24 protein-coding genes are annotated in these 23,618 nt (G+C 68.6%); 9 read left to right on the top strand and 15 right to left on the bottom strand.

The features are described 5' to 3' along the window. Positions 1-113 precede the first annotated feature (113 nt). Positions 114-419, bottom strand: coding sequence for a hypothetical protein (locus ACWGID_RS23420; RefSeq protein WP_452199781.1), 306 nt, complete (start codon positions 417-419; stop codon positions 114-116). A gap of 31 nt (positions 420-450) precedes the next feature. Next, positions 451-1,314, bottom strand: a complete 864-nt coding sequence (gene mca, locus ACWGID_RS23415) for a mycothiol conjugate amidase Mca (protein WP_452199779.1) — start codon at positions 1,312-1,314, stop codon at positions 451-453. 59 nt (positions 1,315-1,373) lie between these two features. On the opposite strand from mca, the gene ACWGID_RS23410 reads away from it, so the two are divergent. The 3 genes from ACWGID_RS23410 (at position 1,374) to ACWGID_RS23400 (ending at position 4,018) form a co-directional block, all read left to right on the top strand. Then, positions 1,374-1,811, top strand: coding sequence for a DUF4307 domain-containing protein (locus tag ACWGID_RS23410; RefSeq protein WP_452199777.1), 438 nt, complete (start codon positions 1,374-1,376; stop codon positions 1,809-1,811). Between the two features lie 244 nt (positions 1,812-2,055). Further along, positions 2,056-2,568 (top strand): transcription elongation factor GreA, encoded by a 513-nt coding sequence (greA, locus tag ACWGID_RS23405; RefSeq protein ID WP_452199775.1) that lies wholly within the window; start codon positions 2,056-2,058, stop codon positions 2,566-2,568. 211 nt (positions 2,569-2,779) lie between these two features. Further along, positions 2,780-4,018: an MFS transporter gene (locus tag ACWGID_RS23400; protein ID WP_452199773.1), complete on the top strand. Its 1,239-nt coding sequence runs from the start codon at positions 2,780-2,782 to the stop codon at positions 4,016-4,018. 106 nt (positions 4,019-4,124) lie between these two features. On the opposite strand, the gene ACWGID_RS23395 is transcribed toward ACWGID_RS23400, so the two are convergent. Together ACWGID_RS23395 and ACWGID_RS23390 are read right to left on the bottom strand one after the other, a co-directional pair. After that, on the bottom strand, positions 4,125-5,189 hold the full coding sequence (locus tag ACWGID_RS23395; protein ID WP_452199771.1) for a hypothetical protein: 1,065 nt from the start codon (positions 5,187-5,189) through the stop codon (positions 4,125-4,127). Between the two features lie 134 nt (positions 5,190-5,323). Further along, complete coding sequence (locus ACWGID_RS23390) at positions 5,324-6,817, bottom strand: MFS transporter (RefSeq protein ID WP_452199769.1); 1,494 nt, start codon at positions 6,815-6,817, stop codon at positions 5,324-5,326. A 73-nt stretch (positions 6,818-6,890) separates the two neighbouring features. Here ACWGID_RS23390 and ACWGID_RS23385 point away from each other — a divergent pair, with 73 nt between their 5' ends. Together ACWGID_RS23385 and ACWGID_RS23380 are read left to right on the top strand one after the other, a co-directional pair. Next, a complete protein-coding gene (locus ACWGID_RS23385) occupies positions 6,891-7,334 on the top strand; it encodes a MarR family winged helix-turn-helix transcriptional regulator (RefSeq protein WP_452199767.1) in 444 nt (147 codons plus the stop codon). Then, positions 7,327-8,346, top strand: a complete 1,020-nt coding sequence (locus tag ACWGID_RS23380; protein ID WP_452199765.1) for an alpha/beta fold hydrolase — start codon at positions 7,327-7,329, stop codon at positions 8,344-8,346. The genes ACWGID_RS23385 and ACWGID_RS23380 overlap by 8 nt, the downstream gene beginning before the upstream one ends. Here ACWGID_RS23380 and ilvA read toward each other — a convergent pair. After that, positions 8,331-9,533 carry a threonine ammonia-lyase gene (gene ilvA / locus ACWGID_RS23375; RefSeq protein ID WP_452199763.1) on the bottom strand — a complete coding sequence of 401 codons (1,203 nt, stop codon included), beginning with the start codon at positions 9,531-9,533 and terminating at the stop codon, positions 8,331-8,333. The genes ACWGID_RS23380 and ilvA overlap by 16 nt on opposite strands. Before the next feature lie 53 nt (positions 9,534-9,586). On the opposite strand from ilvA, the gene ACWGID_RS23370 reads away from it, so the two are divergent. After that, positions 9,587-10,750 carry an aminoglycoside phosphotransferase family protein gene (locus ACWGID_RS23370; RefSeq protein WP_452199761.1) on the top strand — a complete coding sequence of 388 codons (1,164 nt, stop codon included), beginning with the start codon at positions 9,587-9,589 and terminating at the stop codon, positions 10,748-10,750. On the opposite strand, the gene ACWGID_RS23365 is transcribed toward ACWGID_RS23370, so the two are convergent. The 8 genes from ACWGID_RS23365 to ACWGID_RS23330 form a co-directional block, all read right to left on the bottom strand. Beyond that, entirely contained in the window at positions 10,730-11,485 is a 756-nt protein-coding gene (locus ACWGID_RS23365; protein ID WP_452199759.1) for a hypothetical protein, read from the bottom strand. The genes ACWGID_RS23370 and ACWGID_RS23365 overlap by 21 nt on opposite strands. Positions 11,486-11,553: 68 nt before the next feature. Then, positions 11,554-12,597, bottom strand: coding sequence for a hypothetical protein (locus tag ACWGID_RS23360; protein WP_452199757.1), 1,044 nt, complete (start codon positions 12,595-12,597; stop codon positions 11,554-11,556). 56 nt (positions 12,598-12,653) lie between these two features. Then, positions 12,654-13,718 carry a hypothetical protein gene (locus ACWGID_RS23355; protein WP_452199755.1) on the bottom strand — a complete coding sequence of 355 codons (1,065 nt, stop codon included), beginning with the start codon at positions 13,716-13,718 and terminating at the stop codon, positions 12,654-12,656. Further along, positions 13,715-14,455 carry a hypothetical protein gene (locus ACWGID_RS23350; RefSeq protein WP_452199753.1) on the bottom strand — a complete coding sequence of 247 codons (741 nt, stop codon included), beginning with the start codon at positions 14,453-14,455 and terminating at the stop codon, positions 13,715-13,717. The genes ACWGID_RS23355 and ACWGID_RS23350 overlap by 4 nt, the downstream gene beginning before the upstream one ends. A 60-nt stretch (positions 14,456-14,515) precedes the next feature. Continuing rightward, the gene (locus ACWGID_RS23345) at positions 14,516-15,319 is read right to left on the bottom strand and encodes an ABC transporter permease (RefSeq protein WP_452199751.1); all 804 of its coding nucleotides are present in this window, start codon (positions 15,317-15,319) and stop codon (positions 14,516-14,518) included. After that, positions 15,319-16,104, bottom strand: a complete 786-nt coding sequence (locus tag ACWGID_RS23340) for an ABC transporter permease (protein ID WP_452199749.1) — start codon at positions 16,102-16,104, stop codon at positions 15,319-15,321. The genes ACWGID_RS23345 and ACWGID_RS23340 overlap by 1 nt, the downstream gene beginning before the upstream one ends. 1 nt (position 16,105) lies before the next feature. Next, positions 16,106-17,053: an ABC transporter ATP-binding protein gene (locus ACWGID_RS23335; RefSeq protein ID WP_452199747.1), complete on the bottom strand. Its 948-nt coding sequence runs from the start codon at positions 17,051-17,053 to the stop codon at positions 16,106-16,108. Positions 17,054-17,063: 10 nt separating this feature from the next. Then, positions 17,064-17,861: a MerR family transcriptional regulator gene (locus ACWGID_RS23330; protein ID WP_452199745.1), complete on the bottom strand. Its 798-nt coding sequence runs from the start codon at positions 17,859-17,861 to the stop codon at positions 17,064-17,066. A 57-nt stretch (positions 17,862-17,918) separates the two neighbouring features. Here ACWGID_RS23330 and ACWGID_RS23325 point away from each other — a divergent pair, with 57 nt between their 5' ends. After that, on the top strand, positions 17,919-19,496 hold the full coding sequence (locus tag ACWGID_RS23325) for an amidohydrolase family protein (protein ID WP_452199743.1): 1,578 nt from the start codon (positions 17,919-17,921) through the stop codon (positions 19,494-19,496). Here ACWGID_RS23325 and ACWGID_RS23320 read toward each other — a convergent pair whose 3' ends face one another. Next, entirely contained in the window at positions 19,497-20,225 is a 729-nt protein-coding gene (locus ACWGID_RS23320) for an SDR family oxidoreductase (protein ID WP_452199741.1), read from the bottom strand. After that, positions 20,222-20,995, bottom strand: a complete 774-nt coding sequence (locus ACWGID_RS23315; protein WP_452199739.1) for a CPBP family glutamic-type intramembrane protease — start codon at positions 20,993-20,995, stop codon at positions 20,222-20,224. Before ACWGID_RS23315 ends, ACWGID_RS23320 begins: the two co-directional genes overlap by 4 nt. A gap of 239 nt (positions 20,996-21,234) precedes the next feature. Here ACWGID_RS23315 and ACWGID_RS23310 point away from each other — a divergent pair, with 239 nt between their 5' ends. Together ACWGID_RS23310 and ACWGID_RS23305 are read left to right on the top strand one after the other, a co-directional pair. After that, positions 21,235-21,843 (top strand): MarR family winged helix-turn-helix transcriptional regulator, encoded by a 609-nt coding sequence (locus tag ACWGID_RS23310; protein ID WP_452199737.1) that lies wholly within the window; start codon positions 21,235-21,237, stop codon positions 21,841-21,843. Beyond that, positions 21,840-23,447 carry an MDR family MFS transporter gene (locus tag ACWGID_RS23305; RefSeq protein ID WP_452199736.1) on the top strand — a complete coding sequence of 536 codons (1,608 nt, stop codon included), beginning with the start codon at positions 21,840-21,842 and terminating at the stop codon, positions 23,445-23,447. The genes ACWGID_RS23310 and ACWGID_RS23305 overlap by 4 nt, the downstream gene beginning before the upstream one ends. The last annotated feature ends 171 nt before the right edge of the window (positions 23,448-23,618 follow it).

Genomic DNA, 23,618 nt, shown 5'->3' with positions numbered 1-23,618 from the left:
TCAGCACGCGGCTCACTATAGGGTCAGCCGAAGGTGGGCAGCCCAGTCCGACACCATCTCGTGATCAGGGTGTTTCCCAGCTCCCAGGAAACGGTGACCGCACTGATACCTCGTCAGTGCTCAGAGTGTTGTTTGCCGTCACTCGATGTCGGGGTCGATGTCGGGGTCGGGTCCGAAGTCTTCGGCTCCGCATCGCCAGCCGGGGACTGCGAGTCGTCCGGACTCGCTGGGCCGGCGGACGGTGCTGGGTCGTCCGCACCATCGCCGTCCACGTCGATCCGCTTCAGCTGTTTGCCCATGTTCCGCCACAGCAGCACCGTGGCGGCACCGAGAGCGAGCACGATCAACAGCGCGACCCAACCGGGCTTCACGGTATTCGGGTCGATCTCGGCCGTCAGAAGGGAGGTCGTCGCTGTCACGCCACCAGTCTCTCACTGTCCCGACCGCCCGTCAGCGGAGCCCCGCGAACAGGTCATTCTCAGGCAGCTCCGACTCGACCAGAGTCCGCGCGAGCTCGTAGTCCTCGGTCGGCCAGGCCGCCTGGTGCACCTCGAGCGGTACGGCGAACCAGGCGCCGTCCGGGTCGATCTGCGTCGCGTGCGCGAGCAGCGCCCGGTCCCGAACCTCGAAGTACCGCGCGCACTCGACCCGGGTGGTGATCCGGCGCTCGTTCTCCGGGTCCGGCTTCCAGTCCTTCAGGCGCTCGGCGTACGGCGACTCGAGCCCGCGCGCGACCATCGCGTCGTGCAGCGCCTTCATCCGCTCGTAGTGGAAGGTGTGGTGGTAGTACAGCTTCAGCGGCTGGAACGGTTCGCCGAGCTCCGGGTAGGCGTCCTTGTCGCCCGCGGCCTCGAACGCCGCGACGGTGATCTGGTGGCACATCACGTGATCGGGGTGCGGGTAGCCACCGTTCTCGTCGTACGTCGTGACGACCTGCGGGCGGAACTCGCGGATCAGCTTCACCAGCGGGGCGGCCGCGTCCTCCACCTTCTGCGCCGCGAAGCAGCCCTCCGGGAGCGGTGGCGGCGGGTCACCCTCCGGGAACCCGGAGTCCACCCAGCCCAGCCACTCCTGCCGGATCCCGAGGATCTCGCGCGCCGCGTCCATCTCCTTGCGGCGGATCTCGGTGATGTTGGCCAGCACCTCGGGGCGGTCCATTTTCGGATTCAGGATCGATCCGCGCTCGCCACCGGTACACGTGGCGACCATCACCTCGACGCCCTCGGCCACGTACCGGGCCGTCGATGCGGCTCCCTTGCTCGACTCGTCATCCGGGTGGGCGTGCACATGCAACAACCGAAGATCTCCACTCACAAGACACAATGGTCCTCCAAGCGCACCGAAAACCCACGACCGACCCCCTGGACGACCCTGTGACCGAGCCTTCAGCCTCACCCGCCGCCGACCCGACCCCCGACCTGAACGCGCGGTACGGCCGGGGCCGCCGGTCGCGGCGACCGCTGGTGATCGGCGGGCTGGGCCTCGTCGTCCTGGTCGCGATGGCGTGGCTGATCTGGGCGGCCTGGGTGCAGTCGAACCCGCCGGTGACCTCGCAGCTGCAGGGCTTCCAGATCGTCTCGCCGACGAGTGCGAAGGCGACGGTGAACGTCGACCGGAGCAAGTCGGTGGAGGCGAGCTGCCGGCTGCAGGCGAAGGCCTCCGACTTCTCGATCGTCGGCGAAGTGACGGTGACGGTCCCGGCCGACTCCCCGCGGCACCAGGTGCTCCCGGTGACGCTGACAACGCAGCGCTCGGCGACCGCGGTGGTCCTCGTCGGGTGCACGACGGCTGATCAACACCGTCCGCGCTGACCTCAGCGCCGTGTCGCCCCGATCTCACCACTTGCCGCCGGGATCCCTGCCTGGGCAACCGATTGCCGCCGAGTGCCCGGGACGGCGCGAAAAAGGCCGGTAGCAAGCGTTTTCCAAGCGTTTGCGTCCGGTCAGAACCCCTGCGTGATCTGGGTTCCCTTGCTACGCTCGTTGGATTGGTCGCCGTCGACGACGGCGGCCAGCAGTATTTTCCTGCCCATCCCACCGACACAAGGAGCAGCCCGTGACGCAGAAGATCGACGAAGACAGCGTTGTCTGGCTGACGCAGGACGGTTATGACCAGCTGAAGTCCGAGCTCGAGCACCTCAAGGGCCCCGCCCGTGCCGAGATCACGCAGCGGATCAGCGAGGCCAGGGACGAGGGCGACCTCAAGGAGAACGGCGGCTACCACGCCGCGAAGGACGAGCAGGGCAAGATCGAGGCGCGGATCCGGCAGCTGGAGGACATGCTCCGACGGGCCCGGGTCGGCGAGACCCCGAAGGCCGGCGGCAAGATCGAGCCGGGCATGAAGGTGTCGATCAAGTTCGCCGGCGACGACGACGTCGAGACGTTCCTGCTGGGCTCCCGAGAGTTGCTCGCCCTGGATGCCTCGGTCGACATCGACGTGTACTCGCCGCAGTCCCCGCTCGGTGCCGCGATCCTCGGGAAGAAGAAGGGTGACAAGGCCACCTACGAGGCCCCGAACGGCAAGGACGTCACCGTCGAGGTCGTCGCCGCGGAACCCTTCACCGGCTGACTCCACCAAAGCTTTCAAGCGCCCCGGTGGAGACCCCACCGGGGCGCTTGCTTTTGAGGTCAGTCTTTTGAGGTCAGTCGCACCCGTCCGTGGGTGCCGGCGTCCAACGACGTACGCCGACACCCGCGGACAGGCTCAAGTTGAGTCGCCTCGACTCAATTTTGTTGATACTTGAGTCGACAGGACTCAACCCGGCGCTTACGGTCGCGGAATGAGCATCCTCCGCCACCCCGAGTTCCGCCGGTTGTGGGCCGCCGACCTGCTCAGTCAGCTCGGGTCCCGGTTGAGCATGGGCGCGATCCCGCTGCTCGCCGTCCTCACCCTGAACGCGTCGACCCTCCAGGTCTCACTACTCCGCACCTGCGAGACCGCCGCCTGGCTCGTGCTCGGCCTGTTCGCCGGCGCCTGGGCCGACCGGATCCGTTGCCGCCCGGTCCTCGTGTACGCCGACCTGCTTCGGGCGCTGTTGTTCGCGTCGATCCCGGTCGCCTGGTGGCTCGGCGTACTCACCCTCACGCAGGTGTACGTCGTACTCGTGCCCGCCGGAATCCTGACGGTGCTGTTCGACGTGGCGCACAACTCGTACCTGCCCCGGCTGCTCGAACGGGACCGCCTGCTCCCGGGCAACGCCAAGCTCGCCGCCAACCACTCGATCGCGGCCGTCATCGGCGCGGGCGCCGGCGGTCTGCTCGTCCAGTGGCTCGGAGCTGCTCTGACGATCGGCCTCGATGCGCTCAGCTTCGTGTGGTCGGCGCTCTGGCTCCGCTCCATCCGGACCTCGGAACCGCAGCCGGTACTGCCCGCGCGCCCGAACCTCCGCCGCGAGATCGGCGACGGCTTGCGGTACGTCTTCCACCACCCGCTCCTGCGCCCGCTCGCCCTCAACACGATGGCGACGATGCTCCTCCAGGCGGCGGCCGGCGCGATCATGGTCGTCTACCTGGTCCGCGAGGTTCACCTGCAGCCGGCGACCATCGGCATCCTGAGCATGATCGGCCTCCTCGGCGCGATCGTCGCCTCCGCCGTCACGGAACGACTCAGCCAGCGGTACGGCGATGCGCGCATCCTGCTGCTGTCGTCGACCGGCGTTGGAGTCGCCTTCACGGTGCAGGCGCTGACGGCACCGGGCTGGGCGGTGAGCTGGTTCGTCGCCGGGACGCTGCTCGCCGGCTTCTGCATCATCGTCAGCTACATCCTGCAGGTCAGCACCCAACAACGCCTGTGCCCACCAGACCTCCAGGGCCGAGTCAGCGCCACCATGAGCTTCGTCAGCTGGGGCGTCACACCCCTAGGCAGCCTCCTAGGCGGCGCACTAGCCACCACCCTCGGCCTCCACCCCACCCTCTGGCTAACAGGCCTAGGCACCCTAACCGCCAACACCCTCCTCTACTTCTCTCCCCTCCGCCCCCTCCGCACCATCCCCACTCCCACCAACACGCCAGCAGGCTGACGCTCCGCCAGCAGGCTGACGCTCCGCTGGCGGGTTGTTTCACCGGTGACGTGTTGCAGCACTCCAGTCGGCACAAAAGCCGCCAGCCGCCGGTGGATGGACGGGGTCAGTCGGACGTCAGCTGGGCGGTGCCTACCAGGACCTCTACGTCGAGGGCGGCTCGGCCGCGGCCGATTTCTACGTCTTTGGATTGGCCGGAGACGGCGCCGGACCAGGTGACGCGGCCGAGTTGGGCCTCGGTGTGGACGTGGACGTCGGAGCCGCGGCGGAGGGCGATTTGGGCGGTGCCGGATTCGACGCGGACGCGGGAGCGGCCCTTGGTGATCTGGGCGTCCAGGTTGGCGGAGCCGGCTTGGACGAGGACGTCGATCGGGCCGGCGACGTCTGCGACCTTCGCCGTACCGGCGGTGACGCGGACGCGGGTCAGACCGGGCAGGCGCTCGGCGTTGACGCTGCCGCCGGTCACCTCGACCTCGACCTGGAGGTTCGGGTTGACGCGGATCGACAGTTCCTTGGCGAGGCCGTTGACGTGCGCTTTCAGGTCGGTTGGATTCCGCAGCATGCTGAAGCCGTCGATCGAGACGCCCATGTCGCCTTCGCTGCTGATCGCCAGGGTGTCGCCGTCGCGCTTGATCACGTGCGGCCCGTCGACGGCGACGCCGTTCACCGCGGGCTCGCCGATCAGCCGCACCCGGCGCCCGATCGCCCGCACCGTCACCCGCTGCACGCCGGACGGAATCGGCACGTTGCTGTGCAGCTCCTCGACCAGCTCCTCAGTCTCCTCCGGCACGGTGTCCTGCACCCGCGAAGAGTCAGCCCGCGCGTCGGACGGCTCGCTGGTCGACTCCGCGAACGGCTCGGTCGATGGCGACGCTGGGCCCTCGGCGGACGACTCGCTGGACGGCGTGGCGGTGGGCGAGTCGACGGCGTCGGCCCAGGCGGACGGGGTCGCCGCATCGTCGCCCGTAGCTTCGGGCCGGGGCGTCGTGCCGTCGGCCGGACGGTCGGCAACCGGAGCTTCGGTGGCCGGCTCTGCCTGGGTGTCGGCAGGCTCGGACGGGGTGGTCTTGAGGGCGGCGATCAGGGTGGTGGCCTCGTCGGTCGAGAGGTGGCCCTTGGCGACCCGGTCGAGGATGTCCTTGACCTGCCGGTCGTAGCTCTGGTTGCTCATGCCCCCAAGTCCAGCACCCAACCGGTCCGAAACCAATCGGGGTATCCCCCGAAATGCAGTGGTGCGAACCCCCGAAGGAGTCCGCACCAGCCACTGTCTCTATAACCGCACAGCCCGCGAAGGGCTGGTTGTTGTCACGCCGCCGGCGTCATCTCCTCGGTCGCCAGCTCGTCCTGTACGGCGGCCAACTCGGCGGCCTCCGCCTCTTCAGCAGTCCGCCGGGCGCGCAACCCGCGCAGACCGGTGAGCGCGATCACCAGGCCGAGCGCCGCGATCCCCGTCACGACCCCCAGCCCGGACTTGTACGCCGGGAGAACCCCCGACGGCGTGGTGATGCCGACGGACTGACCACTGATCACCGCGGTCACGATCGCCAGGACGACCGCGCCACCCACCTGGTTGGAGGTGTTGAACAGTCCGGACGCCAGACCCTGCTCGCTGTCCGGGACCCCGGACACGGCCTGGATGTTCAGCGACGGGAACCCGATCGCGAACCCGAGCCCCAGCAGCATGATCGTCGGGAACACCGTCGAGAAGTACGCCGACTCCGGGCCGATCCGAAGCGACAGCGCGTACCCGGCGACGAACAGCGCCATCGCGAGGATGATCATCTTCTCGGTGCCGACCCGGTCCACGATCTTGCCGACGTTCGGCGAGAGCGTGGCGACCAGGATGCCGGCCGGGAGGAAGCCGAGCGCGGTCTGGAACGACGACCAGCCGAGCAGGTTCTGGAAGTACAGCGTGCCGATCAGCTGGAACGCGACGTACGAACCGAAGACGGTCAGGATCGCCAGGTTCGCGCGCCGCAGCGACGGGTTGCGCAGGATGCCGAGCCGCACGAGCGGGTGCTTGGTGCGCAGCTCGATCGCGACGAAGCCGGCCAGCAGTACGACGGCGAGCGCGAACAGGCCGATGGTCTGCACCGACACCCAACCGGCGTGTTCGGCGCCGACGACGGCGTACACCAGGGACAGCATGCCGCCGGTGACGGTGATCGCACCCGGTACGTCGTACCCGCCGGCGGCGTCGTCGCGCGGGCTGTTCGGGATCAGCTTGATGCCGAACAGCAGCACGATCAGGGCGACCGGGCCGGGCATCAGGAAGGTCCAGCGCCAGCCGACCTCGGTCAGCGCGCCGCCGAGGATCAGGCCCATCGAGAAGCCGCTGGCGGCGCAGGTGGTGAAGATACTGAGGGCACGGTTGCGATCCGGGCCCTCGTGGAACGTCGTGGTGATGATCGACAGCGCGGCCGGCGCGGTGAACGCGGCGGCGATGCCCTTCACGAACCGCGCGGCGATGAGCAGTTCGGGGTTGCTCGCGAGTGAGCTCAGCATCGAGACGACCGCGAACACGGCCAGCGCGATCAGGAAGACGCGGCGGCGGCCGAGCAGGTCCGCGGTCCGGCCGCCGAGCAGCAGCAGACCGCCGTACCCGAGCACGTAGCCGGTCACGACCCACTGGAGAGAAGAAAGGGAGACGCCCAGGTCGGCGCCGATGGACGGCAGGGACATGCCGACCATGGACACGTCCAGGCCGTCGAGGAAGATCACGCCGCAGACCACCAGGAGAGCGCCCCAGAGACGGGCATCCCAGGTCATGCGAGCGGGCGATGTGGTTTGCGTAGTCACGAGGAGAGACTATTGCATGCACGTGCATCTAATGTCTAGGCATTAAATGCGTTTGCATGCTATGGTCACCTCCATGACCGCTACGAAGGTCAGCAGTGGGACTGGTGAAACCACTGCCGATGTCAGGGAATGGCGCGAGCTGCTGGCTCGCCACGCAGATCTGACTTGCGCCCTCGACCGGGCGCTGCAGGCCGGTCACTCGCTGGGCATGAGTGAGTACGAGGTGCTCGAGCGGCTCGCCGAGCTGCCGGACCATTCCGCGAAGGTAGCGACGATCGCCAAGTCGGTGCACCTGAGCCAGAGCGCCCTGTCCCGCGTGATCGGCCGGCTGGAGACCGCCGGCCTGCTGGAGCGGCACATGTGCCCCGAGGACCGGCGCGCGGTGAACGTCCGGCTGACCGACGAAGGGCTGCGGCGCCAGACCGAGGCCCTGCCAACGCAGCGCGAGGTGCTCGCGCAGCGGCTGCACGCACCTCTCGTGAAGACCTGTGAGCCATTACCCTCATCGGGTGAGTGAGACTTTCGACGACGCTCGCGAGATCATCGCGGATCTGCAACGCATCATGACGCCCAACGGCGTCCAGGAGACCTACCAGCTCCCCGCCGGCGGTATCGACCACTACGTCTACGCGCGTGGCCACGACCGCTCCAACCCCGTCATCTTCTTCGTCCACGGCGGTCCGGCCTCGCCGCTCGCCCCGGCTGCCTGGGAGTTCCAGCGGCCGGTCGAGGAGTACTTCACCGTTGTCACCTACGACCAGCGCGGCGCCGGACTCACGTTCCGCACGGTCGATCCCGACACCATCGCGGACACCTTGACGATCGCGCAGTACGCCGCCGACGCGATCGAGCTCGCCGAACAGGTCAGGGACCGGTACGGCGTCCAGAAACTGATCCTCCTCGGCCACAGCTGGGGCACCCTGATCGCCTTCGAAGTGGCCCGCCTGCGTCCGGACCTCTTCCACGCCTACGTCGGTATCGGCCAGGTGATCGATGCGCGGGCCAACGAGCGCCTCTGCTTCGAGTACGCGCTCCAGCAGGCGCGCGAGCACAACCACACCGAGGCGCTCGAGCAGCTCGAGTCGATCGCGCCGTACCCCGGTGACGTGCCGCTGACCCGGGACCGGATCGTGATCGCGCGTGAGTGGGCGCAGTACCGCGGTGGGCTGTCGGCGTACCGGAGTGACTCGCGCTACTTCTTCGAGGCCCCGCTGCTGTCACCGGAGTACACGGTCGCGGATGCCGAGATCATTGGCGAGGGCAACCAGTTCACCCTGGGACGGGTGCTGGACGAGATGCTCGAGGTCGACCACACGGACGTCACCGAGTTCCCGATCCCGGTGCTGATGTTTCTCGGGCGGCACGACTACACGACACCGGCCGAGCCGTCCGCGGCATGGCTCGAGGCCGTCGATGCGCCGTACAAACAGGCCGTCTGGTTCGAGAACTCGGCGCATCTGGCGCCGTGGGAGGAGCCGGGGAAGTTCCTGGTCAGCCTGGTGACGTACGTGCGTCAGTTGAGCGTGTAGGTGTAGCCGTTCGCGGCGAGGCCGGCGAGCAGACGCTCGCGGTGATCCTCGCCCCGAAGCTCCACCTGCAGGGCGACCTCGACCTCTTCGAGGCTCAGGGTCTCCGAGATCCGTTCGTGCACGACCTCGATGATGTTCGCGTCCAGCGCGGCCAGCTGGGTCAGCAACGTCGCCAACCCACCGGGCGTATCGGGGATCCGGACCCGCAACGACAGGTACCGACCGGCAGCCGCCATCCCCTGCCGGATCACCCGCATCAGCAGCAGCGGATCGATGTTGCCACCGGACAGCACCACGACGACCGGTGGTTTGAACCGCCGCGGCTCATCGAGTATGGCGGCCACCGCTGCGGCCCCGGCGGGTTCGACCACGAGCTTCGCGCGTTCGAGGACGAGCAGCAGCGCCTTCGACAGCGAGTCCTCACCGACGGTCCGTACCTCGCCGACGTACCGCTGGACCGTCTCGAACGGGACCTTGCCGGGCAGCCCGACCGCGATCCCGTCCGCCATCGTGCGCATCCGCTCCAGCTGGACCGGCTCCCCCGCGTCCAGCGAGGCCGGGTACGCCGCCGCGCCGGCCGCCTGCACGCCGACGACCTCGATCGGCATCCCGTCGCGCTGCATCGCGGCCGCGATCCCGGCGAGCAGTCCGCCACCACCGGTCGGTACGACGACCGTCCGGACCTGTGGGCACTGCTCGACGATCTCCAGCCCGGTGGTCGCCTGACCCGCCACGATGTCGGGGTGGTCGAACGGGTGGATCAGTACCGCGCCGGTCTCGGCCTCGAACGCCCGCGCGGCGATCAGGCAGTCGTCGATCGACGTACCGGCGAAGCGGATCTCGGCGCCGTACGCGCGGGTCGCCTTCTCCTTCGGGATCGGGGCGCCGTGCGGCATGAAGACGGTCGCCTTGATGCCGAGCAACTGTGCCGCCAGCGCGACGCCTTGCGCGTGGTTGCCGGCGCTCGCCGCGACCACGCCACGCCGGCGTTCGGCGTTGGACAGCCGCGCCATCCGCACGTACGCGCCGCGCAGCTTGAAGGACCCGGTGCGCTGCAGGTTCTCGCACTTCAGGAACACGTCGCCGCCGACCAGCTCGCTCAACCACCGCGAGAACTCCAGCGGCGTCGGCGCCACCACGTCGTGCAGCAGATCGGCGGCCCGTGCGACATCCCTGGCATCGATCACGGGTTCACCCTAGCCAGGAAATGTTGTTGCACCGGGAACATACGCTGCCATACATGAAAGTCACGGCCATCGTGGTGCGTCTGTCCGACCAGGCAAGCATCGTTCGGTACGTCGAGGTTCCGGACGACCTCTGGTTCCCCGACACCGAGCCGGTGCTGCGCGCGCTCCGCGACGAGCACTCCGTGGAGGCGACGGTCCTCTCCTGCGTCAGCAGGGAACCACTCGTCTATCTGATGCAGGCGCGCGGCGAGCTCCCGGCCGAGGAGCAACCCGCCTGGACCAAGCCACAGTGGTACGACGAGGCACTGCCGTGGATCGCCCAGCACATCACTCCCACCGGACCGTGGTCGCAAGTCCGCTCGTGGGGTCTGTCGAACGTCCTGCGGATCCCGACCGCCGACGGAGACGTGTATTTCAAGGCGCTCTCGCATGCGTCGACCCGGCCGGATGCGCTGCCCTTCCTGTTCGCGAACGAGCCGTTGTTCCTGCAGCGCGCGTCGACAGACCGTCCCGGTGCAGTGCCCGCGCCGATCGCGATCGACAGAGAACAGCGGTGGATGTTGCTGCCTGACCTCGGCGCACCGTTGGCGGAGGAGACCGACATCGCGCTCTGGCTGGACGCGATCCGCGATCATGCCCGATTGCAGCGCAGCTATGCGGATCAGCCCGAACGCCTGCTGGAGTTCAGTTGTGTCGATCGCCGGCTCGCCGTACTCGATGCCGAGCTCGACCGGTTGCTCGGGCCGAACCAGGCCACTGACAGCCTCACGCCGGAGGAGCGCGCCCAGCTGCCGATCCGCGCGAAACAGTTGCGCGAGGCAATCACCGAGCTCGCGTCGATCGGCGTACCGGAGACCTTGCTGCACGGGGATCTGCATCCGCGCAACCTCGCGGTGCGGGACGGTCGGGTGCTCGCGTTCGACTGGACGGACGCCGCACTGTCGCATCCCTTCCTGGACCTGGTGACGTTCGTCGAGGAGCGATCGCCGCTGTCGACCGATCCGCGGGTGCGGGACGCGTATCTGAGCGAGTGGGAGGAGTCCGCCTCCCCCACCGAGCTGCGGCGTGCCCTCGAACTCGCCGAGGAGCTCGGGACGCTGTTCCAGACGATGACGTCACTCCACCTGCTCGATCACCTGACCGGCCCGAGCCAGGATTCCGTACTCCGCGGTGCTGTGTGGTGGTTGCAGCGGACGTTAGCGGTGCAGGACAGCTAGCTGGTTGCGCATGCCGCGGCGTACGGGTGGGTCGAGGTGCTGGTCCCACTCCGGGTGGCGTTCGCCGCGGAGCATCGCGTAGTACGCCAGGGCTTCGGACAGCGCTGCCTCGCGGAGGTAGCCGCGGGCCAGCGGCTGCTTGCCGCGTCCGTTCGGCCGTGGGCGGCGCTCGTACGCCGCGTTCGCGGTGAAGATGCCGAGTCCGTAGAAGACCGTGATCAGGTCGGTCAGCGGCTCGTGATCGGGGCGGCCGGTGAGGGAGATCCGGTGGCTGCCGAGCAGCAGTTCGTGCCCGACTTCGTGTGCGTAGATCGCGATCAGCGCGACCGGATCCGCGGCCAGCGCCGGAGCGAGCTGGATCTGGTTCCGGTCGGTGCCGCGGGTCCAACGCCCGGACTGCTCCTTCACCACGACTGTCGCGCCGCGGGTCGACGGCCGCCGGGCGCCGTCCAGTCCGAAGTCGAGACCGCACTGGCCGGCCGGCAGGTCCATCCGGCCGTCGACACGTCCGCAGATCTCGATCGCGGCCGACTCGCTGCCGTCGTACCCGTCGGGGATGACGTCGGCCGGCAGGGCGATCGGGCGGAGCAGGACGTCGCGGCCGAACTCGCTGACCAGCCAGTCCATGGACGAGCGGATCCAGCGGCGGCTGCCACCGGGCAGGCGCTCGCGCGGTGCCTTCAGTTGGGACCGCACCTGCTGACTTCGCCGGATCATGCCGATCGGATTCCTCACCCGCCGGATCATGCCTGTCCGACGGTTCGGCAAACCTCCCGGTTCCGCTGTGTCACCACTCCTTGACATCAGGTCAGCGGCGCACCCTCCTGGATCGAGGTGATCTCGGCGTCCTTCACCAGCGCCGCGAGCCGCGCGAACGTGCGCATCCGGACCGCCCGGTCCAGCTCGGTCGGCATCACCGGCAGCAGCGAGCTCGGCCACAACTGGTGTCGCCGGAAGCAGTACGCCGCCAGCGCCTCGGAGGCACCGCGTTCGCCCAGGTACCCGAGGGACTGCAGCGTCGAGCGATGCCCCGGGACCCGCTCGACCGCCTGGTTCGCCAGGAAGATCCCGAAGCCGTGGAACACCGCGAACAGGTCAGTGACCGCCTCGGCGTCCGGCCGCTTCCGGTCGAGCAGGTGATAACCCCACAGCACCTCGTGCCCGAGCTCGTGCGCGGTCGCGGCCACCACCGCCGACGGATCGACCAGCGCGCCGGCCGACAACATGACGGCGGTGCCTTCGTACCCACCGCTCCGCAGATCGAGCCAGCACGCGCGCGATCCACTGCCGGCCGGCCTCGACCAGGTGGCCACGGCGCCCGTGACCAGCTCGGCCCGTCGATGCGGATCGGTCTCCTGCGCGATCGCCGTACTGCGTTTCAGCTCGGCCTGCAGCTCGCGCTCGGCAAGTACGGCGATCTCGGCCGCGTATCCCTGCTCTGCAAGGGCGCGCACCTCGTTCGGTGTCATCATGGCCCGCAGGCCGGAGTACGTGGAGATGTGTCGCGGATGCTCGGCGTGCAGTCGATGGACGGCGGTGCTGCGGGCGGCGGCGCGGACCTCTTCCATCCGGAAGCTGAACCGGATCCGGTCGTCGGGCACCTCCATCCAGGCGCAGACCTTCAGACAGAGTTCGCGGGCGGCCGGCTCCGAGCCGTCGTACCCCTGCGGGACGAAGGCGCTCGGCACGACCGGCGGGCGGTGCAGCGGCTCGTGACCGAACCGGCCGACGAGCCAGTCGAGCGAGTCCTCGATCCACTGCTCCGGTCCACCGGGGAGCAGGACCTTCGGCCCGTACAGCCGTTCCCGCTCGCGTTGCCGGCGCCGCCAGGCACCCATGGGGTTCATATCGACACTGACGCGACGCGCCGCGACGCCGTTCCACACCGATTGTTGCGGTTGGATCACCAACCCAACACGGTCGGCGGGCCGCCGATCAGTTCGTCCAGCCGGGACAGGAAACGAGCCCGCGGCACCGGGTCGAGCGTCTGGTACCAGTCCGGCACGAGCGGCCCGTCACGCTGCAACCGGTGCTGCCGGAAGCGGTACGACGCGAGCGCCTCGGCCATCGCATGCTCGCCGAGATAGCCGGACGTGTGCACCCACTCGTCATCGAGCGTCGTCTCGTCGACCGCGGCGTTGACGAGAGCGATCCCGAACCCGTGGAACAGAGCGCACAGATCGGCCAGCGGCTCTTCAAGCGGACCCGTTGCCCAGGGCAGCTCCGCTCGGGACAGGAGCTCGTGGCTGAGCTCGTGGGACACGGTCGCCAGCAGCTTCGTCGGGTCGGCGATGACGTCGGACCGGATCATGACCGCACAGTGGCCGGGGACCACCTCGACACCGGGACTGTCGGCCGTCAGGTCGATCCAGCGACCGACGACCGATACCGGCCGGAGGACTTCGGGCTGCTTCGGTGGGCGCGCGCGTTCGGGGCGCTCCTCAGGAGAAGCGGCGGCGATCAGCAGGCACCGCACGACCTCGGTGCCGAACTCGGCGACGCCCAGCCGATGCACCAATGGCAACAGGTTCTCGTCCGTCAGGTCGGACTCGACGATCCGGTCGACCGTCGCGAACGACGCGGTCCCGAGCCGGTTCGAGTAGGTCCGCACCGCCGCGAGATCCCCCGGTGCGGATCCCTTCGCGAGCAGGCTGTCCGGTTCGACGTACATGTCGAGCATCGCCGACCCCAGGTGCTGGGCCGCCTCGAGCACCTTCTCCAACCGGAAGCTGAACTGCACGCGTTCGGACGGGACCCCCATCCGGTCGCTCACCCTCCGGCAGACCTCACGAGCAGCCGCCTCCGAACCGTCGTAGCCAGCCGGGACGAACTCGTCCGGTACGACGGCCGGCCGGAGCAGCGGGCCGAAGTGCTCGGTCAGGCGCTGGAAGGAGTCCTCGACCCAGCGCCGCGGTCCACCCGGTAGATCAACTGCCGGCCCCCGCACGGAATCATCGGCAGAAGTCATGAAGCGGCACGCTCGCTCATCAGCTGCACCCGGCGGCTGAGCAGCAATCGCGCGGACCAGTCGACCTGCTTGCGCCACGGCGGCATCACCGGCTGCCCCGGGCACAGGTCCCGGTGCCGAAGCCAGTACGCCGCGAGCGCCTCGGCGTACCCCTGTTCCTTCAGGTTGCCGAAGGTCTCGATCAGCCACGGCCTGCCTTTCGCGGGCTCGCTGGACCTGTTGAGCAGGAACACGCCGAACCCCTGGTAGACGGCGTACAGCTCGGCCATCGCCTCGGCGTCCGGTCGCTGGGTGTCGATCAGGCCGCGTCCGTCCAGCACCTCGTGCCCGAGCTCGTGCGCGACCGCGGCGACCACCGCGGCCGGTTCGGGCAGCAGCCTGGCGGGCAGCACGATCGCTGTGTCCTGGCCCTGCACCGTCATAGCCCCGTCCGTCTGGAAGCTGACCCGCAGGCGTTCGGTGGGGACGCCCATCCGGTCGCAGACCTTGAGGCACAACGCGCGAGCCGCGTTCTCCGAGCCGTCGTAGTCCTTCGGAACGAAGTCACTCGGCAGGACGACCGGCCGGCACAGCGCGGCGGTGCCGAACTGGTCGACCATCCACTGCATCGACACCTGCATCCAGGTCCGCAGCCCGCCGGGCAGCTCGGCCTTCGGCCCGGGCAACACCTCGCCCTGGCGGCGACACTCGAGGGCGCGCTCGCGCCGGCGCTGCCACCACGCTGCGATGCTTTCCATGCAAGAGCAGACGCCGCCGGTGCGGCCGGGGTTCCCACCGGCCGCAATCGTTGCCTCGGGCTACTTCAGCAGCAGCTTGCCGAGCCGGCGGGAGGCGACGTACATGCCGGCGGCGCCCATCGCGGCCAGGTAGAGCGCGTGGATCAGCAGGAACCAGCTGACGTTGCCGGTCGTGAACGCACGCTCCAGAACGACGCCCTGGTACAGCGGGGTGATCTCGACCAGCCAGCGGATCACGCCGGGATAGGTCTCGACCGGGTAGAAGGTGGCCGAGAACAGGAACATCGGCATGATCGCCAGCTGCACGAACTCGAAGTCCTGCCAGCTGCGCATGAACGTGGTCAGCGCCATCCCGGCCCCGGCGAACGCGAACCCGATCAGCACCGCGGCCGGCAGCGCGAGCAGCGCCCACCACGACGAGATCAGCCCCATGATCAGCATCACGACGATGAACATCGCCGAGTAGATCCCGCCACGCAGCAGCGCCCAGGTGACCTCCCCGGTCGCCACGTCCCACGGTTTCAACGGGGTCGCGAGCATCGAGTCGTACAGCTTGGCGTACTTCATCCGGAAGAAGATGTTGTACGTCGAGTCGAAGATCGCACCGTTCATCGCGGAACTGGCGAGCATCGCCGGCGCGACGAACGCGGCGTACGCGATCTTGGTGCCGTCGGACAGCGTGAAGTCGCCGACCAGGTGCGCGACACCGATGCCGATCGACAGCAGGTAGAACACCGGCTCGAAGAACCCGGACAGGAACACCACCCAGGACCGCCGGTAGAGCATGAAGTTCCGCTCGACGATATGCCGCCCACCACCGAGCCGAACAGGTACGGGAATCACCCGCGCTGCAATCGTCGCCATCAGCCGATCAATCTCTTCGTGAAGCCGCGGACGGCGAGCCACGTGCCGACCACGAACCAGGCCAGCAGGTAGACGACGTTGAGCAGCGCGAGCCACGGGTTCACGGTGCCGAGGCTCAGGTTGCGGCACAGGTCGACCGCATGCCACAGCGGGCTGACGTAGGCCAGCCACTCGATCCAGTCCGGCAGCTGCGAGACCGGGAAGAACGCCCCGGAGAACAGGAACGCCGGCACCACGCCGAACCGGAAGATCATCGCGAACCCGGAGTCGTTGTCCAAGGTCGTCGCGTACGCCGCGATCGGACTGGCGACCGCCATCCCGACCAGCAGCGCGACGAACAACCCGAGCACCCCGAGCGGCGACTTCAGCCCGCCGAACAGCGCGATGATCACCAGGAACACCGCGCACGAGCTGAACACCCGGAACGCGATGAATCCCAACTGCCCGAACACCACGTCCGCCGGCCGCAGCGGCGTCGCGATCATCGAGTGGTAGAACTTCTGCCACTTCAGCCCCGACATCACCGGGTACGTCGCCTCGCCGACCGCGATCTGCAAGGCGGTGGCGGCCAGCAGCCCCGGCGCGATGAACTGCAGGTAGCTGACGCCACCGAGCGCGCCCGTCCCGTTGCTGTCCACGAACGAGCCGAGCCCGATCCCCATCGCGGCCAGGTAGAGCATCGGCAGCAGGAAGCTGCTGATCATCGTGCCCTTCCAGGTCCGCTTGTAGACGGTCAGCCAGTAGTCGAACATCCGGCGACCGTTCTCCACTGCCATTGCGGTCATGTCAGTCCACCAGCGTCCGGCCGGTGAGGCGGAGGAACACGTCCTCCAGAGTGGAGCGGCGTACCAGCACGGCGGCCGGTTGCAGGCCACGCTCGTGCACCGCGGCGACCGCACGCTCGCCGTCGTCGGTGTAAAGCAGCAGCCGGTCCGGCAGTACCTCGATGCGCTGCGCGAGGTCCTCGACCTTGCCGGCCAATGCGTCGTGGTCGGTCAGCATCACGTCCGGCCCGAACCGCAGCTCGGTCACCTCACGCGTCGAGTAGTCCCGGATCAGGTCGGCGGGCGAGCCCTCGGCCGCGATCAGACCGCCGTCCATCACCACCAGCCGGTCGCAGAGCTGCTCCGCCTCGTCCATGTAGTGCGTGGTGATGATCAGCGTCACGCCGGCCTGCTTGAGCCGGAACAGCTTGTCCCACAACAGGTGCCGGGCCTGGGGGTCGAGGCCGGTGGTCGGCTCGTCGAGGAGCAGCAGGTCGGGCTTGCTGACCAAGGAGCGCGCGATCGTCAGCCGGCGCTTCATCCCGCCGGACAGCTCGTCGACCTTGACCTTCGCCTTCTCGGTCAGGGCGACGAACTCCAGCAGCTCGTCCGCGCGGCTGCGGCACTCGGCGCGGCTGAGCCCGAAGTACCGCCCGTAGATCGTCAGGTTCTCGCGGACGGACAGCTCGGTGTCGAGGGTGTCGTCCTGCGGGCAGACGCCGAGCCGCGCGCGGATCGCCGGGCCGTCGGTCGCCGGGTCCAGCCCGAGGATCCGCAGCGTGCCGCCGCTGGTCGGTGAGACCGCGCCGATCATCCGCATCGTCGACGACTTGCCCGCGCCGTTCGGCCCGAGGAAGCCGAAGGCCTCGCCCTTCCACACGTCCAGGTCGATCCCCCGGACCGCTTCGAAGTCGCCGTACGACTTCCGCAGCCCGCGGACATGGACCAGGGACTCCCGCTCGTCACTCACCTGCCCGAGACTAGACGGATCTCCGGACAGTTTTCTTGTCGTTTTGGGCATACCCGAGCCGCTGGACGGCATACGCCCGCACTGCGGCCGCCAACCACTCCGGCAGGTCCTCGTCGACGGAGGCGATCATCGCCCGCTGGTCCGCGTTCTCCACCAGCACGTCACCGAGCGCGTGGTACGACGCGGGCGTGGCCGGCCACAGCTCCAGCACCCCCTCGTAATGCTGCTGCGCCAGCTCGAGCGCCTCCGGCGAATCCGGCGGTACGCCGCGGTCCCGGGCGGCCGCCATCCGCAACAGCAACCGCCGGCCCTCGTCACCCATCCGCTCGTAGTCCTCGCGGGTCCAGCCCTCGGTCTCCCGAACCGCCTTCTCGAACCCTTCGGCGGCACACTCACCGAACCGCTCGGCCAGGTCGTCCCGGAACCGCGACCGCGCCTCCGTCAGCCCGGTGAAGAACTCCTCGTCGGTCACGCTCTGGTCGCCGGACAGCCCCGCGATCGTCCGTTCGACGGCCCCCAGCATGTCGTCGAGACGCTTCCGCTCCCCCAGCAACTGTTCGCGATGGCCCCTGAGCGCCGCGACCTCGTCGTCCTGCTCGTCAAGGATCCGCGCGATCCCCGGCAGCGGTACGCCGAGTTCGCGCAGCAGCAGGATCCGTTGCAGCCGGATCAGTTCGGGCCGGCCGTAGGACCGGTAGCCGTTCGTTGCGATGCGGCCGGGCTGGAGCAGACCGATGGCGTCGTAGTGCCGCAGCGTCCGCACCGAGACACCGGCGAGCCGGGCGACCTCGCTGACCGTGCGCTCCACAACACCTCCGAAAACCGGTTGGAGTATGACGCTACGTCACCCTTTAGCGTCCGGGACATGGCATTCACCATCCTGCACACCGGACTGGTCGACCGCGGCGCAGTACTACCCGCGGACTGCCTGCGCGTAGCGCACGGCCGCATCAGTGCGATCGGCGGCGCGGACATCGCCCAACCCGGCGACTCGGTGGTCGACGGAGCGGGTCTGACTCTCCTACCGGGTCTGATCGACGCCCACGTGCACCTCGTGCCCGGCTGCACCCAGTTGGCTGCGACGTACGGCGTGACCACGCTGATCGACCAGTTCAGCATGCCCGAGGTGGTCAAGCGGGTGACGCCGCGATCGTCGTTCCGCACCTCGAGCATCGGCGCCACCGCACCGGGCGGTCACCCGACGATCGCGTTCCCACCGCTCCCGTACGTCACCGGACCGGAGGACGCGAAGCAGTTCGTCGCCGACCGGGTGGCAGAGGGCGCGGACCACCTGAAGCTGATCTACGACGACGGCTCCGGCGCGATGCTGAACATCCCCACACTCGACTCGGCCACAGTGCGAGCACTGACCGACGAGGCCCACGCGCACGGACTCACAGTGGTCGCACATGTCTCCACAGCCGCCGGTGCGGTACGGGTGGCGGAGTGCGGCGTCGACGTACTCGCGCATGCGCCGTCCGACCTCATGTCGCCGGCGGACATCGAAGCGGTCCGAGGTGTCGCGGTGATCGCGACGCTGGACGTCATCGACGGCTTCAACGGCCCGTCCGGTCGCATGCCGTTGCAGGACGAGCCGGAGCTGATGGCGCGGATGCCTGCGCGCTGGCGGCGAGTGCTGGACCATCAGTCCCGCCGCTGGATGCCACCACAACCACCAGACGGTACGGCGCCCCGCGCGAACACGCTGGCGCTGCAGAGGGCCGGCGTACCCGTGTTGGCTGGGACGGATGCACCGAATCCGGGTCTGGTGTTCGGGGCGTCACTGCATCGGGAGCTGGGGCATCTGGTGCGTGCTGGTCTCACACCGGCCGAAGCGCTCGTTGCTGCGACCAGTGCGCCGGCTGAGGTGTTCAAACTGGCGGACCGTGGACGCTTGGTCGTCGGAGCGCGTGCTGACCTACTGCTGGTCGACGGGAACCCGCTGGAGGACATCACGGCCACTCGGCGGATCAGTCGGACCTGGGTGGGTGGAGAGGAGCCGGCTCCCTATGCGGGGACCGCAGTGGAACTGGAGAGCATCCATTTCCTCGGTGAGACGACGGCTCGCATCATCAAGGCGCTGAAGGAGCAGTGGCCCGGATTCCCGTCACCGGAAGACGTGGTGCGGGAGGACGGCGAAGTACTCGGGCGGGTAGTACCCATGACCGGCGGGTGGATGCCGACCACCGTCTTCGGCGCCGCGCTCGGTCCGGTGAGTGATCGGGACGGAGCGGTCCACACAGTCGAGTCAGAAGGGCTCTCCTGCTTGACGGAGCCGTGGTGGGCGCGGACCGACGGACCGGACTGGCAGGAGGTCGTGCTGGTCGAGGCGCAGCCGGATCGGGTCCGGCTGCGCTGGAAGGACCCGTTGATCGAGCAGCCGCCGAGTGGCCAGTGGTACAACCTGACCGACATCGACGTGGTCCGTGTCCGACCGGACTGATCAGCCGCGCCCCACGTAAGGCATCCCGGCCGCCATCACGGTCAGCGTCGGCACAGCGACCGTGGTCGGCAGGTCCGCGACCCGGACCACGAAGTCGGCCACGATCTTCGGGTCGAACGTCGGCTCGACCGCGATCGAACCGTCCGGCTGGAGCACGCCCTGCTCCATCCGGGCGGTCATCGCGGTCGCGGCGTTCCCGATGTCGATCTGGCACGCGGTGATCCCGTGCGCCCGGCCCTCCAGCTCGAGCCCCTTGGTCAGCCCGGTGATCGCGTGCTTGCTCGCGGTGTACGCGATCCCCTGCGGCCGCGGTACGTGCGCCGAGATCGACCCGTTGTTGATGATCCGCCCGCCCTTCGGGTCCTGCCGCAGCATCAGGTCGAAGGCTGCCTGCGCACAGAGGAACGACCCGGTCAGGTTCGTGTCCACCACCCGCCGCCAGTCCGCCTCCGCCACGTCCGGCACCGCCGCGGCCGGTGAGCCGGTACCGGCGTTGTTCACCAGTACGTCGATCCGCGGGAGGCCACCGAAGAACCGCCGTACCGCTGCACCGTCGGCGACGTCCAGGACGGCGAACTCGACCTGACCGCCACCGAGCTCGACCGTCTCCTTCAGCTTCTCCTCGGTCCGGCCGGTCACCCACACCCGGTATCCGGCCGCGGCCAGCGCGAGCGCCATCTCCCGTCCGAGTCCCGAACCACCACCGGTCACCACGGCCACCCGCGTCATACCGTCACCTCTCCACGTCGTCGAACTGTCGTCCAGGATGGCAGCAACGCCGCAGCGACCACCGTCAGCACCAGCAACTCCAGCCAGACGCCCTTGCCTAGCGGCGGGACCAGTTCCTCGGTCAGGTTCCACGCGGCATGCACCAGGATCGCCGCCGGTACGCCGCCCCGCAGGCGCTCGCTGACGAACAGCATCACGAAGGTGAGCGGAAAGAGCTCCAGGAAGAACGTCAGTCCCTGTGCGGTGAACAGACCGTCGTCGTGCTGACCAGTGCCGTTCAGGAAGTACAGCGGCACGTGCCACAGACCCCACGCCGTCCCGAGGATCGCCGTCGTCCCGAGCGGACCGAAGTACTGACGCAACCGCGGCTGCACGTACCCACGCCAGCCGAACTCCTCCGACACCGGCCCCGCCAGGAAGGTGTACGCCGCTGCGCCGAGCACTCCGCCAGCGCCGGAGACAACAGAAGCAGCGTGGTCCGGCAGCGCCGGCAGATCGCCCATCAGCGCACAGGCCGCAAGCGGCGCCACCGCACCGAGGCCCGCAGCAGCCACCAGCCACACCAGCGACCACCTGACCGCGGGCCGCCGCTCCCGGTACCGCAGATACATCACCAGCGCCGCCAGCGACGGCCCCGCAGCCGCCAGCGCGAACACCACCGACCCCACGCCCTCGTCGGGATCCGTACCGAGTACGCCGAGCACTCCCCACGGCACCCAGGTCAGGACGAGACAGATGACGCCGAACTCCAGCAGTCTGCGCTTGATCACCGCCCAAGCCTCGTCACGCGCGCAGGCACCGGCGAGGGTGCTGAACCGACCGCTGTGGGGGATCCAGCACCCTTTCCGCGTCACAAAACGCCACCCTCTGCCGTCGAATGAGTGTGCGAATCACCTCTTTGACTGCGGAAAGTGATCGCCTCACGACTAAGAGCAAATCATTGGCGGCTCACTGGAAGATCTCGGAAACTCATTTGCGTGTATCACGCAAGCATGTATATGCTTGCAGCATGCAAGTAAACGACGCGTACACACCACAGACCCCCATCGAGGGCGTCATGCACGCGTTCACCCGGATCGGACGCCGGCTGAAGGCCAAGCAGCCCGGCGACACGATCGACCACAGCGCGCACGTCGTGCTGTTCGCACTGCGATGCAACGGCGCGCTGCGGCTGTCCGACCTCGCCGCGCGGCTGGAGCTGGATGCCTCGACCGCGAGCCGGCACGTCCGCTCGCTGGAGCAGCTGGGCCTGGTCCGCCGCTCCCCCGACCCGGACGACGGCCGCGCGTTCCGCGTCGAGCTGACCGAGCAGGGCCTCGAGCAGTGGGAGGCCAGTGCCCGGCACCGGATGGAACTGCTCAGCACGGCGATGGAGGGCTGGTCCGAGGAGGACGTGCAGACCTTCGAGCGCCTGATGACCCGCTTCGCGGACGGCGTCACCGCCAACACCGAAGCCCCCAGCAGCGCCGCCTGGGCCGACAAGGGCTGGGCCGCGGTAGCACCGCGACTGCAGCCGAAGGCCCCCGCAGAGCGCAGTACCGACCCCAATGACTCCGCGGCCGGCGGCGATCCCGCCGCCCGCGAGAACACCGACAAGAACCTGGAGAGCACCAGATGAGCACCACAGAGCCTGCCACCGCCGGCGGCGCTGCGCCTGACGGCGGTCCTAGCTACCTGTCCCACAAGCAGATCCTGGTCATCCTCGGCGGACTGATGGCCGGGATGTTCCTGGCCGCGCTGGACCAGAGCATCGTGGGTACGGCGCTGCCGCGGATCGTCAGCGAGTTCAACAGCCTGGACAAGTTGTCCTGGGTGGTCACGGCGTACCTGCTGACCTCGACCGCCTCGACCCCCCTGTGGGGCAAGATCTCCGACCTCTACGGCCGCCGCCCGCTGTTCATCGCGGCGATCCTCACCTTCCTCGGCGGCTCGGTGCTGTCCGCGCTGTCGCAGAACATCGAGCAGCTGATCGGCTTCCGCGCCGTCCAGGGTCTGGGCGCCGGTGGTCTGATGTCGCTGGCGTTCGCCACCATCGGCGACGTGATCCCGCCACGCGAGCGCGGTAAGTACATGGGGTACTTCGGTGCCGTCTTCGGTCTGTCCTCGGTGGCCGGCCCGCTGCTCGGCGGCCTGCTCACCGACGGTCCGGGCTGGCGCTGGATCTTCTGGATCAACGTCCCGATCGGCCTCGTTGCCCTGGGCATCGTCGCCGCCGTCCTGAAGCTTCCGCACGTGAAGCGCTCGCACAAGATCGACTACCTGGGCGCCGCGACGATCGCCGCCGCCGTCACCTCACTCCTGCTGGCCATCTCCTGGAGCGGCCCGACCAACGGCTGGGGCACCGGCACCACGATCGCGCTGCTGGCCGGCGCCGTGGTACTCGCGGTCTCCTTCGTCGTCATCGAGCTGCGGGTGGCCGAGCCGATCATCCCGATGGACCTGTTCAAGGGCCGGATCTTCTCCGGGTACGCCGGGTACGCGTTCCTGCTCGGGTTCGCGATGTTCGGTGCGCTGATCTTCCTGCCGCTGTACCTGCAGGCGGTCAAGGACCTGTCCCCGACCCGCTCCGGCCTGGCGTTGCTGCCGATGATCGTCGGTATCTTCTCAGCGTCGATCCCGAGCGGCCAGATGATGAGCAAGAGCGGCCGTTACAAGCACTTCCCGATCATCTCCGCGGTCCTGGTCGGCGGCGCGATGGTGCTGCTGTCCACGCTGAGCCTGACCACGCCGTACTGGCAGCTGGCGATCTACATGTTCGTGATGGGCGCCGGCCTGGGCCTGTCGATGCAGATCACCGTCACCGCCGCGCAGAACAGCGTGCCCCGGCAGCACATGGGCAGCGCGACCTCGACGATGACGTTCTTCCGCTCGATGGGTGGCGCGATCGGAACGGCGGTTTACGGCGCCGTACTGACCAGCCGGCTGAAGACCCACCTGGGCGACATCGTCCCGAACGCCACGCAGTCGATGGTCGACGGGCTGGCCAAGGCGGCCAACAGCGTCCAGGCACTGCACGCATTGAAGGAGCCGTTCAAGGGCTTCGCCCTGCACGGCCTGGTCGACGCCATGGACGACGTGTTCCTGGTCTCGCTGCCGTTCCTGGCGATCGCGCTGATCCTCGCGATCATCACGCCGGAGCAGCGGCTGGCCGGCCGCAACGAGGGCCCGAAGGCCGACGGCGAGGAGTCACTGGAGTCCTCGGCCGCCGCGGCCATGCACTGATCTGTACTTGCAGCACCGCGTCACCGAACTGAGACCGAACGACGGTTGACCTACCCGACAGCCGCCCTGGGAAGCTTCCCAGGGCGGCTGTGGGAATTGCGGAAACCCCCCGGACCCCCCCAGACACCCGGGGGGGGGTAGTGTTGAAAGCAGCTTTTGAGAAAACGGCCG

The organism is Kribbella sp. NPDC054772 (genome assembly GCF_053611945.1).
The sequence above is the reverse complement of the archived record's forward strand: the minus strand, read 5'-3'. Positions and strand labels throughout refer to the sequence as shown.